This is a genomic window from Methanohalophilus levihalophilus, from assembly GCF_017874375.1.
Lineage (GTDB): Archaea > Halobacteriota > Methanosarcinia > Methanosarcinales > Methanosarcinaceae > Methanohalophilus > Methanohalophilus levihalophilus.
On the sequence record NZ_JAGGLK010000003.1, the window covers coordinates 81601 to 97711 of the forward strand.

Annotated in this window: 17 protein-coding genes; 14 read left to right on the top strand and 3 right to left on the bottom strand. The window is 43.3% G+C overall.

The window, feature by feature from the left end:
* Positions 1-169 precede the first annotated feature (169 nt).
* From atwA to J2755_RS07765, 8 genes are all read left to right on the top strand, one after another.
* Entirely contained in the window at positions 170-1783 is a 1614-nt protein-coding gene (gene atwA / locus J2755_RS07730) for a methyl coenzyme M reductase system, component A2 (protein ID WP_209681663.1), read from the top strand.
* Positions 1784-1875: 92 nt separating this feature from the next.
* Positions 1876-3372 (top strand): methyl-coenzyme M reductase-associated protein Mmp3, encoded by a 1497-nt coding sequence (mmp3, locus tag J2755_RS07735; RefSeq protein WP_245312839.1) that lies wholly within the window; start codon positions 1876-1878, stop codon positions 3370-3372.
* A gap of 2 nt (positions 3373-3374) precedes the next feature.
* On the top strand, positions 3375-3809 hold the full coding sequence (locus tag J2755_RS07740; RefSeq protein WP_209681666.1) for a methanogenesis marker 6 protein: 435 nt from the start codon (positions 3375-3377) through the stop codon (positions 3807-3809).
* 9 nt (positions 3810-3818) lie between these two features.
* On the top strand, positions 3819-4274 hold the full coding sequence (locus J2755_RS07745) for a methanogenesis marker 5 protein (RefSeq protein WP_209681668.1): 456 nt from the start codon (positions 3819-3821) through the stop codon (positions 4272-4274).
* Positions 4271-5515 (top strand): methanogenesis marker 15 protein, encoded by a 1245-nt coding sequence (locus tag J2755_RS07750; RefSeq protein ID WP_209681671.1) that lies wholly within the window; start codon positions 4271-4273, stop codon positions 5513-5515. The genes J2755_RS07745 and J2755_RS07750 overlap by 4 nt, the downstream gene beginning before the upstream one ends.
* A gap of 5 nt (positions 5516-5520) precedes the next feature.
* On the top strand, positions 5521-6129 hold the full coding sequence (locus J2755_RS07755; protein WP_209681673.1) for a methanogenesis marker 17 protein: 609 nt from the start codon (positions 5521-5523) through the stop codon (positions 6127-6129).
* Positions 6113-7048, top strand: a complete 936-nt coding sequence (locus J2755_RS07760) for a methanogenesis marker 7 protein (RefSeq protein WP_209681675.1) — start codon at positions 6113-6115, stop codon at positions 7046-7048. The genes J2755_RS07755 and J2755_RS07760 overlap by 17 nt, the downstream gene beginning before the upstream one ends.
* 24 nt (positions 7049-7072) lie before the next feature.
* Complete coding sequence (locus tag J2755_RS07765; protein WP_209681677.1) at positions 7073-7531, top strand: carboxymuconolactone decarboxylase family protein; 459 nt, start codon at positions 7073-7075, stop codon at positions 7529-7531.
* Positions 7532-7554: 23 nt separating this feature from the next.
* Here J2755_RS07765 and J2755_RS07770 read toward each other — a convergent pair whose 3' ends face one another.
* Positions 7555-8454: a presenilin family intramembrane aspartyl protease PSH gene (locus tag J2755_RS07770; RefSeq protein WP_209681679.1), complete on the bottom strand. Its 900-nt coding sequence runs from the start codon at positions 8452-8454 to the stop codon at positions 7555-7557.
* A 137-nt stretch (positions 8455-8591) separates the two neighbouring features.
* Here J2755_RS07770 and J2755_RS07775 point away from each other — a divergent pair, with 137 nt between their 5' ends.
* From J2755_RS07775 to fen, 3 genes are all read left to right on the top strand, one after another.
* The gene (locus J2755_RS07775) at positions 8592-8915 is read left to right on the top strand and encodes a hypothetical protein (protein ID WP_209681681.1); all 324 of its coding nucleotides are present in this window, start codon (positions 8592-8594) and stop codon (positions 8913-8915) included.
* A gap of 132 nt (positions 8916-9047) precedes the next feature.
* The gene (locus J2755_RS07780; RefSeq protein ID WP_209681683.1) at positions 9048-9365 is read left to right on the top strand and encodes a hypothetical protein; all 318 of its coding nucleotides are present in this window, start codon (positions 9048-9050) and stop codon (positions 9363-9365) included.
* Positions 9366-9382: 17 nt separating this feature from the next.
* Positions 9383-10402, top strand: coding sequence for a flap endonuclease-1 (gene fen, locus J2755_RS07785; RefSeq protein WP_209681685.1), 1020 nt, complete (start codon positions 9383-9385; stop codon positions 10400-10402).
* On the opposite strand, the gene gpmI is transcribed toward fen, so the two are convergent.
* Positions 10390-11934 (bottom strand): 2,3-bisphosphoglycerate-independent phosphoglycerate mutase, encoded by a 1545-nt coding sequence (gpmI, locus tag J2755_RS07790; RefSeq protein WP_209681687.1) that lies wholly within the window; start codon positions 11932-11934, stop codon positions 10390-10392. The genes fen and gpmI overlap by 13 nt on opposite strands.
* A 228-nt stretch (positions 11935-12162) precedes the next feature.
* On the opposite strand from gpmI, the gene J2755_RS07795 reads away from it, so the two are divergent.
* Entirely contained in the window at positions 12163-12564 is a 402-nt protein-coding gene (locus J2755_RS07795) for a response regulator (protein WP_245312840.1), read from the top strand.
* 21 nt (positions 12565-12585) lie between these two features.
* A complete protein-coding gene (locus J2755_RS07800) occupies positions 12586-13224 on the top strand; it encodes an HAD family hydrolase (protein WP_209681690.1) in 639 nt (212 codons plus the stop codon).
* A 5-nt stretch (positions 13225-13229) separates the two neighbouring features.
* On the opposite strand, the gene J2755_RS07805 is transcribed toward J2755_RS07800, so the two are convergent.
* Entirely contained in the window at positions 13230-13637 is a 408-nt protein-coding gene (locus J2755_RS07805; RefSeq protein ID WP_209681692.1) for a PaaI family thioesterase, read from the bottom strand.
* Between the two features lie 239 nt (positions 13638-13876).
* On the opposite strand from J2755_RS07805, the gene J2755_RS07810 reads away from it, so the two are divergent.
* Entirely contained in the window at positions 13877-16063 is a 2187-nt protein-coding gene (locus J2755_RS07810) for a PAS domain S-box protein (RefSeq protein WP_209681694.1), read from the top strand.
* Positions 16064-16111 lie beyond the last annotated feature (48 nt).

A 16111-nucleotide genomic window follows, 5' to 3' on the forward strand; every position in this document is an offset into this window, starting at 1 on the left:
TGTTTATGTATGGTTTCATTTAATGCAGATGTGCCTTTCAACGGCAAAATCTTGATAATGTTTATCACAGAAGATTGATAAACGTTTTATGCATGCCGAACAATTTGGTAGGTAAATTAACATCTAACAAAAATGGTGCGATTCACATTCCGTGCCGGAGGAAACTTTGATGCCACTGTTCATTGAGGTCAAAGATCTTACAATATCCTATGAAGGGGTACAAGTCCTGAAAAATATTAATCTCGACATAAATGAAGGCGAGATAGTAGGTATACTGGGAAAAAGCGGTTCAGGAAAAACCGTTCTTATGCATGCATTAAGGGGTACTGAAGACTACGAAGATATTTCCGGATCTATTCTGTATCACCTTGCACGTTGTGACAAATGTGGTTATATGGAGCCTCCAAGCATGGTGGGCACGGAATGCCCGTCCTGTGACAGCGGCACTCTCCAGCCTTTTGAAGCTGATTTTGTGCAACTGGCATTACATGATCACGAAAGGAAATCCGTTGTGAAAAGAATCGCAATCATGCTCCAGCGTACATTTGCACTCTATGGTGATGAAAGGGTAATTGCTAATGTCATGAATTCCCTCACGGAAATCGGATATGCCGGTCCTGATGCGATGGAAAAAGCTGTTGAGCTGCTGGAAGAAGTGCGTATGACTCATCGTATGATGCACGTCGCTCGTGACCTGAGCGGTGGAGAAAAACAGAGAGTTGTATTGGCCCGCCAACTTGTAAGGGATCCAATGTTGCTTCTGGCAGATGAGCCCACAGGAACCCTTGATCCACGTACCGCAGAAGTCGTTCACGACGTAATAGAAAATACTGTCAAATCTCACAATATGACCATGGTTATAACCTCCCACTGGTCAGAGGTTATCGAAGATCTGGCTGACAAGGCCATTATTCTTGAAGACGGTGAAATTGTTTGTCAGGGAGATTCCTGTAAGGTTGCAGGAGACTTCATGAAAAGCGTTACTTCTCTTGACAGCAAGGGTGAAACAGTTCTCGGTGAACCAATCATAAGAGTAGATGATCTTGTCAAGAAATACATCTCTGTTTCAAGGGGTGTTGTCTATGCGGTTGGCGGTGTTAGCTTTGATGTGAGGGAAGGGGAAATTTTCGGTCTTGCAGGTACCAGTGGTGCAGGTAAAACCACTACATCCGAAATTCTTATGGGTAATGTCCAGCCGACAAGTGGCTCCGTCAGTGTGAGAGTAGGTGATGAGTGGGTCGATATGACTGTGCCGGGTGCGGACAACAGGGGGCGCGCAGTCCGGTACATGGGCATCCTGCATCAGGAATATGGACTTTACACTCACCGAACCATTATTGATAATCTGACTGAGTCTATTGGTATTGATCTGCCCTATGAGCTTGCAGTGCGTAAAGCCATCCAGACCCTTGTTACAACAGGTTTCTCCGAAAACAAGGCACGCTCGATTTTGCCAAAAATGGCTGATGAAATAAGTGAAGGTGAACGCCATAGGGTGGCACTTGCACAGATCCTGATGAAAGAACCAACTATTATTGTCATGGATGAGCCTACGGGTACAATGGACCCAATAACCCGTGTTGAAGTTACAAAATCTATCCTTAAGGCACGGGATGAAATGGGTGACACTTTTGTGATTGTATCACATGACATGGATTTCCTTAAAGACATATGTGACAGGGTAGCGTTAATGCGTGACTCAAAAATAGTGGATGTGGGTGAGCCTGCAGCTGTCCTTTCCCAGCTAAGTGAAGAGGAACTCATCGAGGCTGCTAAGGAGTAACTTTATCAGCCAGTTTTCCTTTATCATTCCTTGGAGGAGTTAACACGAGCGATGAAATCCACATCATAGTTAACGGCGAGAACTGCACAGTTTTGGCAGGATCCACGGTGCTGGATGCCATCGAATCGTCAGGTGCTCCGCATTCCCCCGGTGCTTCTGTTGGTATTATGAAACGCACGGAAAGCGTGCAGGCTTCAGAAGTCAGGGAATACCTTCTGGAAACCACTAAAGGTGAACTCAGGATAGAATTAATAAATTCTGAATCTCCTTCAGCAAAACAATGGCATTCCAATTACAGGAATTATGAAGGAATACCTTTTAGATGGGATACTAAAAATGCCATCTCTTTTGGACCTTTTAGTGAGGATCTGGTTCCCACGAGGGAAGAAATCCATGCCAACCGGGATGAGGTATTTTTTGGTGCAGGAGGATTTGATCCTTCCAATTATCACCTGATTTTTTCTTTAAATCCTCATAGCTCAACTTACGGAACTCCGGAAGAAGGAGCTTTTGGAAGAATCGTAGCTGGAAAGCAGCTTCTTTCTGAATTATCTGCGGGAGACAGCATTGTTTCCATTGAACCTGTTGTTGAATGGGCAGAGGAAGGCGATCATCTCCTGACTGCCGATATGAGTGTTGAACTTGAAGACGGTGATCAGCTATACACTTACGTCAGGATTGAAATGAACCCTGAAGCTCCGGAGGGAGTTGACCATTTCTTTACATTGATAGAAGATGGGACATTCAATATTGATTATGCTTCAAGTTCCTTTATTGCAGACAGCCGGCTACTTGGTGAAGCATGTACCTATGAAAACTTCGAACCAAGGGATGCAGGCACAGTGTGGGTACGTACTGTAGGCTACGGTACAGGTAAGTTTTTCATATCCCGCGATTCCCGTGCAGCCAGTATCATGCATTCGGTCATAGGAAATGTAGCAAGTGGAATAGAACTTGTGAAAATGGCACAAGAAGGTCATCATCTTTTCGTCAGAACATCTCCTGAGCCTCTGGATATACTTGGTCTGGGCTTTGAAGAAGCAAAACAGAAGCTTGAAACAAGAGGGGTTGAACTGCTCCCTGAAGGATATCAGGAAGATGACGCAATCATTGTCTCCCTTGAGCCACAGACAACAATTGAGATTCTTGCAAAGGCTTCTGTCAAAGCAACAGGAGTTCCAAAGAATGGTGTTGTGGAAGTGGAGTTGTACGATGATCTTGCTCCGAAGACACTTGATTTCTTCAGGCATGCGACTTCCATGACTTTCAAACCTGTCGGCTCTTTGAGTGTGATGATGAAATACGAAAACACTTTCCTGTTTAAGGCTGGTAAGGAAGCTGAGAAATACAAGGAAATTCTTCCGGAAAACACCCCTGATAAAAAGGCCAATGCCATGGAAATTGGGGTAACAAACCAGGCGGCTAAAAGAGCGGGTTTGATTGGCGTTAGGATGGTTGATGATGATCTCTTCGGTCCTACAGGTGAAAAATTCACAAGCACTAATATTATAGGGAAAATTCTCGAACCAGAAAAGCTTGAAAGCTTAAAAGAAGGGGAGACCATGTACATTCTGGAAAGGAGGGTGTAATAATGGCGGAAAATGCTGAGGACAACCTGACCAAGATTGTTGTTATCGATTCAGAAAGTGTTCTTCCTTCAGACGCTGCAATGCAAATCTATGCTTCTGAAACTGATATTACCATTAAAGAAACCTGTTTTGGTACTATGGTTACCGGTCCCCGGGAAGCTGTGGAGAGGGTAGTCGAAGAAGTACGTTCCCTCGATCGTAATCACATATTCGTAAAGGAAAGAGGTTTCAAACCCGGTGATGAAAGGCGGTGTCGTGCAAGCAGGGGCGGCGGTCCGCGACCGGGATTCCATTATTTGCGTCAGGAAGTGCAGATGCTGCCTACCATAGGGCAGGCACTTGACGATTATGAGAAGGGCAAAGAAATAGAAAAACCGAAATCAATCGGGAAACTCTCCGTTTCAAAGCTAAAGGAGATATCCGAATCGGAACTATGAGGTGTTATTTTGGCAAAAGTTTTCATTTATCCTACAAACAGCCTGATCCTTTCTGATCTCGTGGAAAGGTTTGGACATACTCCACTTGCGATGATGGAGAAAATACATGAGAAGATTTCAACGGTTGGAGTTGACTCTCCCCCTATGAACATAACTCCCGAGGATCCCAAGCATGGTCTCAAATATGCAGCAGTTGAAGTTCCTGCGGGTGTAAGGGGTAGGATGGCGTTGGTAGGTCCAATGATTGATAATGCTGAAGCTGCAATCATTGTATCGGAGAGTGTGGCTGCATTTGGTTGTATGGGTTGTGCCAGAACCAATGAGCTCACTAAATTCCTTATTAGAAAGCGGGATGTTCCGATTCTTGAGCTGACCTATCCACGGACTGAAGATGAAGGTCATGATTTTGTTTACAAGATAGCAGAATTCCTGAAATCCCTTCCAAAAAAGGAGGCTGAAGCATGAAAGAAGAAGGGAAGGTAAAGATTGCCCTGGTGTCCTGTGGATCAGAATTTGCAGGTGTCCAGAAAGAGCTGGAATCTGCAGCGGAATCACTTAATGCAAAACTCGTTTATCCGGAAATGGAAATTACCGCCCTTGATACAATCGGGAAGGATTTTGGTCTTGAGGTTGCAAGTCCCGACTTAAAACTCATGATGGCAAGGGCTAAAGCGGTTGTAGAAGGTATTGCAAACGTGGATGGTGTCTTTGTAGCAACCTGTTTCAGGTGTGCTGAAGCCGCGATTGTGCGCAATGAAGTGCGCAGGTACATTTTTGAGAATTCCGGACTTCCTGTTATAAGTTATTCATTTACTGAACGCACTGCTGCCGCGACCCTCCTGACAAGGATGGAAGCCCTTACTACAATTGCACGTCGCAAGCATCTGCTTGCCCGTGAAAAGCAGACCGGCATCACAGCAGGGTTGGATTCAGGTTCGACAACCACCAAAGCTGTCATTATGCGTGATAATGAAATAATTGGTGAGGGCTGGGTTCCTACGATTAAGGTTATAGAAAGTGCTGAGAAAGCTTTCCAGCAGGCTCTCGATCAGGCTGGACTTAAAAAGGAAGACATCCAGGCAATCGGAACAACAGGTTACGGTCGTTTCCTGATCGGTGACCATTTTGATGCACAGCTTGCGCAGGAAGAAATCACTGTAAACTCCAAGGGAGCAGTTTATCTTGCCGATTCCCAGAGGGGAAGTGCAACAGTAATTGATATTGGGGGAATGGATAACAAAGCAATCTCCGTACAGGATGGTATTCCGGGCATGTTTACCATGGGTGGTATTTGTGCGGGTGCATCCGGCCGTTTCCTTGAAATGACTGCAAAAAGGCTCGGCGTGGAAATAACCGAACTCGGGGATCTGGCAGTAAAGGGAATCGACAAGAATGTGGATATGAACAGTTACTGTATTGTGTTTGGTATCCAGTCCCTCGTAAACTCCCTTGCAAAAGGTGCTGCTCCAGAGGATGTGGCAGCCGCAGCCTGTCATAGCGTCGTCGAGCAGATATTCGAGCAGCAATTGCAGGAAGTCGAAGTCAAGGAACCCCTTATCCTTGTAGGCGGTTCATCCCTGATTGCGGGTGTACCAAAGGCGCTTGAAGCTCTCCTGAAAGTAGAAGTGCTGGTACCTCCGCATTCACAGTTGATTGGGGCAGTAGGTGCTGCGCTCCTTGTATCCGGTTACATAGAACAGGAGTGATTCCTGTGGCAACAATCGAGAAGTTTGTGGTTGAAACAACCGTTGAAGCGGAAATAGGCCCCTACCGAAAGATCGTAGAGGACGTACTGACGGATCTTGGAATGGTGGGAAGAATCTCTCGTATCCGTGTGGTTATAAGGCCTGAAGAGACTCTTTTTTTTATGGTGGCAACTCTCAGGACAGTTTTACCACTTGTCAGGGTGTCTGATATTGCCGAGGTTTCTGCTGGAAAAGCAGAAGGCACTGTTTTAATCGAGTTAAATGAGGAAAAACCCCTTCCAACGCTTCTTGGATTGTTGTGGGACAAATATGGCCGAAATAGTGTTGATCAGCCTGAAAGACGGACTCTTATAGTAAACACCGGAGATTCTGTCGAAATAGATACAATCAAGGAAATGGTTGTTGATGACCCTCACAAGACGTTGAAGGCGAATCTTGCAGACATGGCAATACGCGCTTCTCCGGAAGGATTCAGGGTAAGGTATCATTCGCTGAATGAAACGGATTTCATTTTTGTTGCGACAGAAGATCAGATGAAACCGGAATGGATAGAGGAAGCCAATCTGCTTCTTGAAGAACTAAAAAGGGATGATGTTGATGGTAGCAGTTCTTGAACCTTATATTTACGAAGGCGGTGTGCATAAACATAGCCTGCTTGTCGAACTTCTGGAGGATCTTGGGGGGTACCTTGTACAGAGGACTCCTGCAGCTACTGAAGTCACTCTCAATATGCTGATCCCGAAAAAAGATGTTCCCTTAATGGAGAAACTTGCATCCAAACTTCTTGGAAAGCTTACCAAGGCTCCTCTGACTGGAGTTGAAATCGCAGTTGTTTCTCCGACACTCGCTTATCACCATTTACCCCACTCTGCCTGTGACGTTGCGGAGCACTTCCGTCGGGATGGAGCCAATACAAATATGATTGGTCTGGCCAGAGGAATGGGTAGAAGGGTTGCACTTTCAGCTGATTTTGAACGCAGGCTTATTAACGAGCATGATGTAGCTGTTTTCACTTTTGGTACTTTCAGTGACTGCATAATCAACAAGAAACCCAAGCTGTTTGAAGGCATAACTATTCCCATTGTTGTGACCGGAGGGCCTGATCTCAAAACAGAAGATGTCCCCGGTGCGGATGCATATGTTGGGAATATTGGAAGGATTGCCCATCGTATGCGCAGGGGGCAGGAAATCGACAGTCTCGGACAAATGAATAAGGTCGTCGGGGAGATCGTTGATCAAATGCGTGAAGATCTTTCAAGGGATCCTGTTGCAGTGCTTCCTGCAAGGGTTATGAAAGAGGTACAGGAGCAGATTCCGGATATCCATGATGTTCTGACACCGGCTCCTTTGACTTTGCAGCTTGATGGGATAAGAGTCAAGCTTCCTTTTGACAGGTATCACGAGGCAGTTGAAAATCTTGAACTGGATGAATCCACTGTTCTTTCAGATGTGGCTAACATAACACCTTCCAGGATGAAAGATTATATTCTTGTAAAGATAAAACGTAAATCTGAGACTGGTTTTGTTCTATAATTTCAATATACAGGGAATGTACACATGGATCTGGAAAACATCAAAAAGATACTTGAAAAGGACGAGGATGAAGCAGTGTCCGAAGTGCTTTCAACGGTTGAAGAACGCTACGGTGAGATTCCCTACATTCTCGATTTCATGAAAGACATGCCTGAATTGCTGGTTCCGAAAGTGATGTATGATAATTCTATCATGAGGGAATTTGAGCGCCTGGAGCCCGAAACTATGGAACTAATCTGTATTGGTGTTGCTTCTGCTCTCAGGTGTGATCACTGCCTGAAAATGCATATCCGTGTGGCTCGTAGGCTTGGTTTGAGTAAGGAGCAGATATTTGATTCTATTTTAATTGGCGGTGCCCTTTCAAATGCTTCAGTGCTGGCAGAGGGAACCCGTGCTCTTGATTCGGAAATCCGTGGAGATAACTCTGGATCAGATGAAGATTGTGATATTTGTACTATCAGTGCCAGAAAAGATGTGGACTGATGGTGTCCGAATCTTTTTATCATTTATCCTAAAAGAGGCATTCCTGTAGCCAAAGCACCTATGAAATATCCTAAAATTGCACCGGTGTTAAGGAAAGGCAATCCTGCCTGTGGCTTTCCTCTCATAACAAGCACCATCAACGCAATGAATCCAATCAATGTTCCAACCATTGCTCCGGCGGCAGATGGTGAAATGAGTCCGTTGTATTCGGTGAATATGTTTGCTGAAACTACAAGAATCGTTGGCATAATCGCATCTCCCAATCCCATGAAATATGCTTCCCGCTCCCCTCCTGCGGTAGGGGTATCCTCAATGAATGAGTAACCTTTTTTTCTTGGGATTACAAACAGGATTGGAAGTTTCAAATCCATGACGCCTTCTGCAAGATCAATCATGTGTTTGGTTTTGTAAACTGAAATTGCGTCATATATTGTCAGCAGTCCGAGCAAAATAAGGGCCGGTATAATACCAAATGAGATCCCGAAAATGGAACTTGCTGCTGCGCCTATTACTATTCCGATAATGTCTATTACATACCATTCCGGATACTTGTAGAGCAATACAGTAAGGCCGATTGCAAGCACTACTGAGGGTATCATCGCGGTGGTTTCGCTAATTCCCCAAAGGTAAAGCAGAGGGAAAAATCCATAATAAAGGGTGGATGCAACTGCTCCAAGGATAACCAGCTGGATTATCCACTTTATGTTTTTCTTGATTGCTATCAGGATAAAAAGTGTAAACAGCAGAATAAACCCGATGTAATAAATCGAATTTGCAGCGGATTGTGGGTCTTCGACTGCCTGCATTCCCAGTGAATCCATCGGTTTTGCAAGAACGAGGGCCATAAACTGCACGACGAGAATAATTATTCCCATTGCAATTATCGGTAAAAAAGCATTAGCGCCTTTCTCTGTTTCTGCCAAGTATCCTTCACCTTTTTTTTTGGAAAATAAGTAAATATTTAATGCTCATATTCCCGGCACACTATTTAATATTATGTAAGCCTTAAATAGTAACATCGCTTACATTGAAACATATTGCAAGCGGATGAGGTCCTAAAATGGAGACGAGGGATATAGTTTTTTCTGTTGTTATGGTGGTTTCGGCTTTTGTACTCACCTATGAATGGCTTGGAAGATTCAAGTATAGCCCTGCAAACTCCCTGATAGTTCTTTCTGCCATTGTGATGGTAGGGGCGTTGGCAGCCATGATTCTTTCTGTGGACATGAGACTTCGTCGTATTGAGGAATCGATTGATTCAAGGGATCGTTCCATGCGCATCAGCCTGCAAAGTGTAGAGGAAAATATTGACCACAGGATGAATGAAGTTACCGGCGTCGTCGAAGACGCTCTGGAAAGCTTCAATCGCCGGAACTACCGGTGATTGTCTTATCTTTTTTTGTCGAATTATTAACGATTAATCACAGTATTTATCGACATCTGCCGAAACACATATTAATAGGTTCACCAGTATGAATGTGTTATACTAAGCGATTATCTTTTTGGAGTGCGTCCTATGCGCATCGATCTTGAACCAATAGGTATTATCAAAAAATCAGGTAAAAACTCGGAAATCCTGATTTATTCAGAATTCGAACAAGTTGTCAAGAGCCTTGTTTCCAAATTAGGGAAAACATCTCTTAAAGGCAAGGATGTTCTTGTTGTTCATAAAAGCAGGAATACTGATGATGTTCACCAGGTTGAAATTTCAAGAGCAAAAGTGATTGGAAGGGTTGGGAATATCCTCAAAATAGGAAAAATCAATGCCAACGACGATTCAGTAATTGACATTCGCCCGGATGTTTCAGAATCTATTGCAATTGCTAACGAATAATTTTTGCAGGTTTTTTTATGGGCACGGATATCGGGGAATTACTGGAAAAAACCCCGGTGGAATTGTCAGATCTTTCTAACAAGATTGTTGCAGTTGATGCATACAATACGCTTTATCAGTTTCTGAGTATCATACGCCAGCGCGATGGTACTCCTCTTAAGGACTCAAAAGGCAGGGTTACATCCCATCTTTCCGGTCTTCTCTACAGGTTTACAAATCTTCTGGAGGCGGGAATTCGTCCAATTATGGTTTTTGATGGTAAGCCTCCATCATTCAAATCGGGAACACTGGATGAGCGCAGAAAAATCCGTGAGGAGGCTGCGGTTAAGCGGGATGAAGCGAAAGCTGCAGGGCTCATGGAGGAAGCTTATAAGTATGCTCAGGCATCTTCCTCACTTGAACCGGGGATGGTGGATGACTCCAAACGTTTGCTGGAATATATGGGGATCCCCATTGTAAATGCACCATCAGAAGGTGAAGCCCAGGCTGCTTACATGGTCATCAAAGGGGACGCGGATTATAGTGCTTCACAGGATTATGATTCTCTTTTATTTGGTGCCTCAAGGGTTGTACGAAATCTGACTATTACGGGTAAACGGAAACTTCCACGGAAGAATATTTACGTTGAGGTCAGGCCTGAAATTGTTAATCTGGAAGAAACCCTGGAGAAACTTGAAGTTGATCGCAAGCAGCTCATTGATGTTGCAATGTGTGTTGGCACAGATTATAATCCGGGTCTTGACAAAGTCGGTCCTAAGACTGCAATTAAACTGGTACATGAACACGGTAACATCGAGGATATTCTGAAGGCAAAGGATCAGTTTATTGAAGATCTTGATGAAAAGAAAGCATTTTTCCTCTCTCCTCCTGTAACTGACGAGTACCAGCTCATCTGGAATCCTCCGGATAAGGAAAAAATTGTTTCGTTCCTTTGCGGTGAACACAATTTTTCAGAAGAAAGGGTCTTGAAAGCAATTGAAAGGCTTGAGGCAGCCGCTAAAAAAAGTGGCCAGAAGACCCTTGATCAGTGGTTCTGAATCTCAATCAGGGAATTGCCTGTCATCTCCGGGGGCTTTTTCAATCCAATCATTTCAAGGATTGTAGGTGAAACGTCCGCAAGAATTCCGTCATGAATTTTGGAAATCCTTTTTGAAATACAGAGGCATCTCACAGGGTTGTTCGAATGGGCAGTATGCGGTTGATTGGTATTTGGATCTTCCATTTTTTCCGCATTTCCATGGTCGGCAATTATCAGTGCTTCCCCGCCCACTGATTGCAATGTTTCTATCACTTTTCCAATACAATCGTCAACGTCTTCCACTGCCTTCACGGCAGCATCGAAGAAGCCGGTATGACCTACCATATCCATATTTGCGTAGTTGAGGATAATCACATCATATTTTTCTGAACGGATGTGCTGGACAAGCTCTTCTGTTACTTCATATGCACTCATTTCCGGTTTAAGATCATAGGTGGCAACTTTTGGCGAAGGTACAAGACATCGTTCCTCTCCTTCGAATTTGTGTTCCACACCACCGTTAAAAAAGAATGTAACATGGGCATACTTTTCGGTTTCAGCAATTCTCAGCTGCTTCTTTCCTTCCCTGCTCAAAACTTCTCCCAGCGTATTCTTGATGTTTTCCGGAGGATAGGCTAGTGGAACATCAAGCTTTTCATCATATTGTGTCATGCACACGTAGTGAACATCAGGTCTGAAGTCTCTTTCAAAACCTTCGAAGTCGTCTTCCACAAAAGCATAGGTAAGCTGGCGGGCCCTATCGGGTCGGAAATTGAAAAAGATTACCGAATCACCGTCTTTGATTGTAGCCACAGGTTCTCCATTATCATCAACTACAACGGTTGGCTTGACAAACTCATCATTTTCTCCCCTGTCATAGGCATTTTGTACGGCTTCCACGCTGCTGTTGGCCGTTAATCCTTCTCCTTTTGTGAGGGCATCATATGCAAGCTGTGTCCTATCCCATCGCCTGTCCCTGTCCATTGCATAATACCTTCCAGCAACAGAAGCGATTTTTGCAATACTGTTTGCATAATACTCTTCGTGTTCTTTCATATCCTCAAGGGCAGCCCTTGGAGGAACATCCCTCCCATCGAGGAATGTGTGGACAAAAACTTCTTCCAGTCCTTCCCTATTTGCCATTTCAATAAGCGCACGCAGATGGTTCATATGGCTATGAACACCTCCGTAGGAAAACAGCCCCATAAGGTGAAGGCTTGACTTGTTATCTTTAACATTCCGGATTGCCTTTAGAAGCTCTTTGTTACTGAAAAAGTCTTCATTGCGAATGGCGAGGTTAATGCGGGTAAAATCCTGGTAAACAATTCTTCCGGCACCGATATTTAGGTGGCCAACTTCCGAGTTTCCCATCTGCCCCTCAGGCAGGCCCACTGCTTCCCCTGCCGCCTTAAGAAGTGAGTTTGGGTATTCTGCTATAAGCCTGTCAAGATTTGGCGTATTGGCAGATGCTATTGCATTTCCTTCTTTCTCAGGTGAATATCCCCACCCGTCGAGTATCATTAATAAAAGAGGCTTTCCGGTGTTTTCCATGTTGGCAGACATGCCTTGATCATATATTAACGGTATCCTTAGGATTTGCGCGGGTTCTTGATTCCCATGCATGTAACTTTTTTGCCCTCTGCTACTTGTTGTGGAACACTATGTAATTGGACAACACAATAAATTTATATTCAATGACGATATAGGTGGCAAAGACTACTGGATGATTTCTACTCAGTAGGCTAATTGGAAAACGTGTTTGTTTTTGAACAATAGCTAATGAAAGGAGTATTAGCAATGGGGAATGCCAGAATAATGGTTGTTGAGGATGAAGAACAATTAGGGACAACTATTAAAGATATGCTTGAAAATCTTGGCTATAACGTTCCATGTATAGCTTCAAGTGGAGATGATGCGATTTTGAAAGCAGATCTCCTTTATCCGGATCTTGTTTTAATGGATATGGATCTTAAGGGAAGTATGGATGGCATTGAAGCTGCTTCGATTCTTCGTGAGAAATTCAACCTGCCGGTAATATACTTATTCTCCCATATGGATAGAAACACAATTGAAAGGGCAAAATATACGCTTCCCGAGTGTTTCCTGCCAAAATCCCTTAGTGCCTCGAATCTTAGAAACAATGTAGAATTGGCCCTTTATAAGCATTCCGTGGGCAATTGAAAATTTAGTTTATGATCCTGTATGTTCAAAGCATTAATCTTTGATATGGATGGTGTTCTTATAGATTCCATGCCATCCCATGTTTCCATCATTTCAGAACTGCTTGCAGAAGTTGGTGTATCAGTGGATGCCAGGATCATATATGAGATGGAAGGGGCAAAGACAATTGATATCGTTAATAAGCTCATTGAAAAGGATGGGACAGATCCTTCCACACTCGATCTGGATGGAATACTGGCAGAATACCGGCTTGAGTTTGAAAAAAGGGCTTCTTTCACCCCATTTGAAAATCTTGCTTCCATTCTCCCTTTACTCAAGGAAAAGTTTCTGCTTGCAGTGGTTTCCGGCGCAGATGGGAGCATTGTTCACTCCGCCATAAATTCACTTTTCCCTTCTGTTTTTGACGTAGTTATAACAGGTGATGATGTCGAATATGCAAAGCCAAATCCGGATCCTTTCCTCAAAGCTGCGGAAATGCTGAATGTCGAAAACGAATCCTGTATTGTCATTGAAAACGCAATAATGGGAGTTGAAGCTGCAAAACGAGCCGGAATGTACTGTGTTGCAGTTCCTACTTATATTGAAGCATCCCTGTTATCATGTGCAGATGTTTTATTTGACACTCATTCGGAATTGGTTGAATTCCTGCATTCACTATGATAGGCTCAGTCTGCAAACTCTTCTAGTTTTTGTTTCTTGCGGTACGCCATCCCTTCGAAAATGGAGATAATATCGCCGGAATCATCCGTTACAGTAATAGTGTAAGTTGAAATCTTTGGATTTCTGGTTGTCTCCTTTGCTTCGGCATAAAGGGTACCTTCCAGAGCTGCCTTTGTAAATGATATATTTACATTAATGGCAACTGCAACAGTTCCATGAGAATTTGAGGCCGCCGCAAAAGTGAGGTCTGCAAGTGTAAATATGGCTCCACCCTGCACGGTTCTCACTCCATTATAGTGATTTTCCGTTATTTTCATGCTTGCCTTTGCATATCCTTCCGATACTTCCAGTAGCTCTATTCCGCACAAGGCCGCGAATTTGTCACGTTCGAAGAATTTTTTTAGATCTTCCATCTGCTTCACCATCGAAGTTTTGCTGCAATGCCAACTCCTTGAAAGGAGTGCATTATATTTGGAGCTGTGGCTTAAGTGTCCTTCCCTCGACTGTTATTATCATTTAGCGAATGACACCCCATGCAGCATATGGGCTATTATTCTCTTCTGGAGTCCCTGTATCTCAAAAATTTTTACAAAGATCTATTTATAGGAGTGCAACAGTAATTTACTATAGGGACTGCATCGGGGGAGTACATATGGGGGACGAAAATGAGACTGCTTTTCTGGAAGATGTTGTTGAACGATATCAGCAACTTTTTGAGACAATGGCTGAGGGTGTTTTCTGGCATCGCAAGGATGGTGCTCTGGTTGACGTAAATCCAGCAGCTCTCGAAATCTTTGGATTAACCTATGATGAGTTTCTCAGGAGAACTGTAAGAGATCCACTGTGGGATGTTATTGATGAAAAGGGGCGTGAACTTCGTACTGAAGATTATCCTTCTGAGATAGCATTGACAACAGGCCAGATTGTAAAAGATCGCATAATAGGCATCTACAATCCAAAAAAAGCGGATTACTCCTGGGTAGTCATAAACGCAATACCTCAGTTTAAGGAAGGTGAAACAGATCCCTATCAGGTTTTTGTGACTTTGCATGATATATCGGAGATCAGGGAATTGGAAAATGAAATCCAGGAGAAGGAAGAACATCTTCGGTTAAAACTTTCCAGTATTTTGTCTCCTGATTATGATCTTGGAGAACTTGAGCTTGAGCAAATTATTGATGTTGATGAACTTCAGACACTAATGGATGATTTTTACTCCCTCACTCACATTGGTATTGGAATTATCGATCTGAAAGGGAAAGTTCTGGTTGGCGCAGGCTGGCAGGATGTCTGCACCCATTTTTACAGGGTTCATCCGGAAACCCATGAAAAATGCATTAAAAGTGATTTGATCCTGACCCGGGATTTGAAAGAAGGTGAAATCCGGGGCTATAAATGCATGAATGATATGTGGGATATTGCCACACCTATTTTCATTGGTGGTAAACATGTGGGTAATATTTTTCTGGGACAGTTTTTCTATGACGATGAAGTTCCGGACTATAGTCTGTTTTCAAGACAGGCAGAACAATATGGTTTCAACAAAAGCAATTTCTTTGAAGCCCTTTCAAGGGTTCCGCGCCGGAGCAGGAAACAAGTCGCTTCCACAATGCATTTTTACATTCATCTCGCAAAATTGTTCTCAAATCTCAGTTATAGCAACCTAAAACTTGCCCGGGAACTTATCGAAAGGAAAAAGCTGGAAAAAGAACTACGTGAAAGCAAAGAATTGTACCAGACTCTTGTGGATGAATCTCCTGTGGGAATTCTAACTATTCGTGATGACAAGATTCTCTTTGCAAATCCGGAAGCATTCAAGGCTTTTGGCATTTCTTCCCGGGACGAAATTGTGGGCATAAATCCCCTGGATCTATTCGAGCCTGAATATCACGATCTGATAGTAGAACGTATGGAAAATGCTTTCAGTGGGAAGAAAAACGATCCACTTTCAATACAGGTTAAAAAGAAGGATGGCTCAAAAATTTATGTTGAGTATGTATCTGTTCCGGTTTTTATGGACGGAAAACCCACTATTCTTGTTGAAGGCAAAGATGTAACCGCCCGCGTCAAGGCAGAATCAGCTCTCAAAGAAAGTGAAGAGTTTCATCGTGTCCTTCTTGATGAGGTTCCTGCGGGCATTTATGCCATTAGTGATACAAAGTTTATTTTTACAAACCCTGAATTCTGCAGAATGGTGGGCTATTCTCCGGAAGAATTTGAGAAAATGTCTCCTTTTGAGCTGGTTTTCCCTGAGGACGTAGATTTAATTAAGGAAAGAATGAAGAACATCGCAATGGGTAAAAAGAATAAACACATTAACGTACGGTTCCGCAAAAAGGATGGTTCCCCAATATTTTTGGAAGCCGTCTCTGCTCCTGTTATTCTGGATGGAAAACGTGCTGCTCTTATTACATGCAAGGATGTAACTGCTCTTAAAAATGCACAAAAAGAACTGATTGAAAGCGAGATTAAGATTTGCTCCTTTGTGGAACGTACTTCTGATTTTGTTGCTCTCTATGACAGCGAATGCAGGTATATTTTTGCGAATCCTGCCTTGCTAAATACAATGGGTTTCAAAGAAAGTGAAGTTATAGGTAAAACGTGCGATGAGGTTGGCATTGAAATTGAGCAAAGAGCTCCCTGGAATGAAGCTATAAAAGGTGTGTTTAAAACAGGTGAGATATTCCATGGCCAGTTTGACTGGAAATGTGTGGGTGGGTCACTATTTTTGGACTGGAAGTTTATACCCGAGTATTCTGAAAATGGGAAGATTATCTCGGTTCTTGGGGTTGCTCGTGATATTACAGGAATCAGGAAAGATGCACTTGAAAGCGATTGATTTCCCTTCTTCGAAATAAGTGCGATTTTTATCTCAAAAATATTTATG

Bases quoted from the DNA above. Each gene is read 5' to 3' on its own strand.
- fen (WP_209681685.1), top strand. From the start codon at position 9,383: ATGGGCACGGATATCGGGGAATTACTGGAAAAAACCCCGGTGGAATTG.
- J2755_RS07750 (WP_209681671.1), top strand. From the start codon at position 4,271: ATGAAAGAAGAAGGGAAGGTAAAGATTGCCCTGGTGTCCTGTGGATCA.
- J2755_RS07810 (WP_209681694.1), top strand. From the start codon at position 13,877: ATGGGGGACGAAAATGAGACTGCTTTTCTGGAAGATGTTGTTGAACGA.
- J2755_RS07805 (WP_209681692.1), bottom strand. From the start codon at position 13,637: ATGGAAGATCTAAAAAAATTCTTCGAACGTGACAAATTCGCGGCCTTG.
- J2755_RS07795 (WP_245312840.1), top strand. From the start codon at position 12,163: ATGAAAGGAGTATTAGCAATGGGGAATGCCAGAATAATGGTTGTTGAG.
- J2755_RS07775 (WP_209681681.1), top strand. From the start codon at position 8,592: ATGGAGACGAGGGATATAGTTTTTTCTGTTGTTATGGTGGTTTCGGCT.
- J2755_RS07765 (WP_209681677.1), top strand. From the start codon at position 7,073: ATGGATCTGGAAAACATCAAAAAGATACTTGAAAAGGACGAGGATGAA.
- J2755_RS07780 (WP_209681683.1), top strand. From the start codon at position 9,048: ATGCGCATCGATCTTGAACCAATAGGTATTATCAAAAAATCAGGTAAA.
- atwA (WP_209681663.1), top strand. From the start codon at position 170: ATGCCACTGTTCATTGAGGTCAAAGATCTTACAATATCCTATGAAGGG.
- J2755_RS07760 (WP_209681675.1), top strand. From the start codon at position 6,113: ATGGTAGCAGTTCTTGAACCTTATATTTACGAAGGCGGTGTGCATAAA.
- gpmI (WP_209681687.1), bottom strand. From the start codon at position 11,934: ATGGAAAACACCGGAAAGCCTCTTTTATTAATGATACTCGACGGGTGG.
- J2755_RS07740 (WP_209681666.1), top strand. From the start codon at position 3,375: ATGGCGGAAAATGCTGAGGACAACCTGACCAAGATTGTTGTTATCGAT.
- J2755_RS07800 (WP_209681690.1), top strand. From the start codon at position 12,586: ATGTTCAAAGCATTAATCTTTGATATGGATGGTGTTCTTATAGATTCC.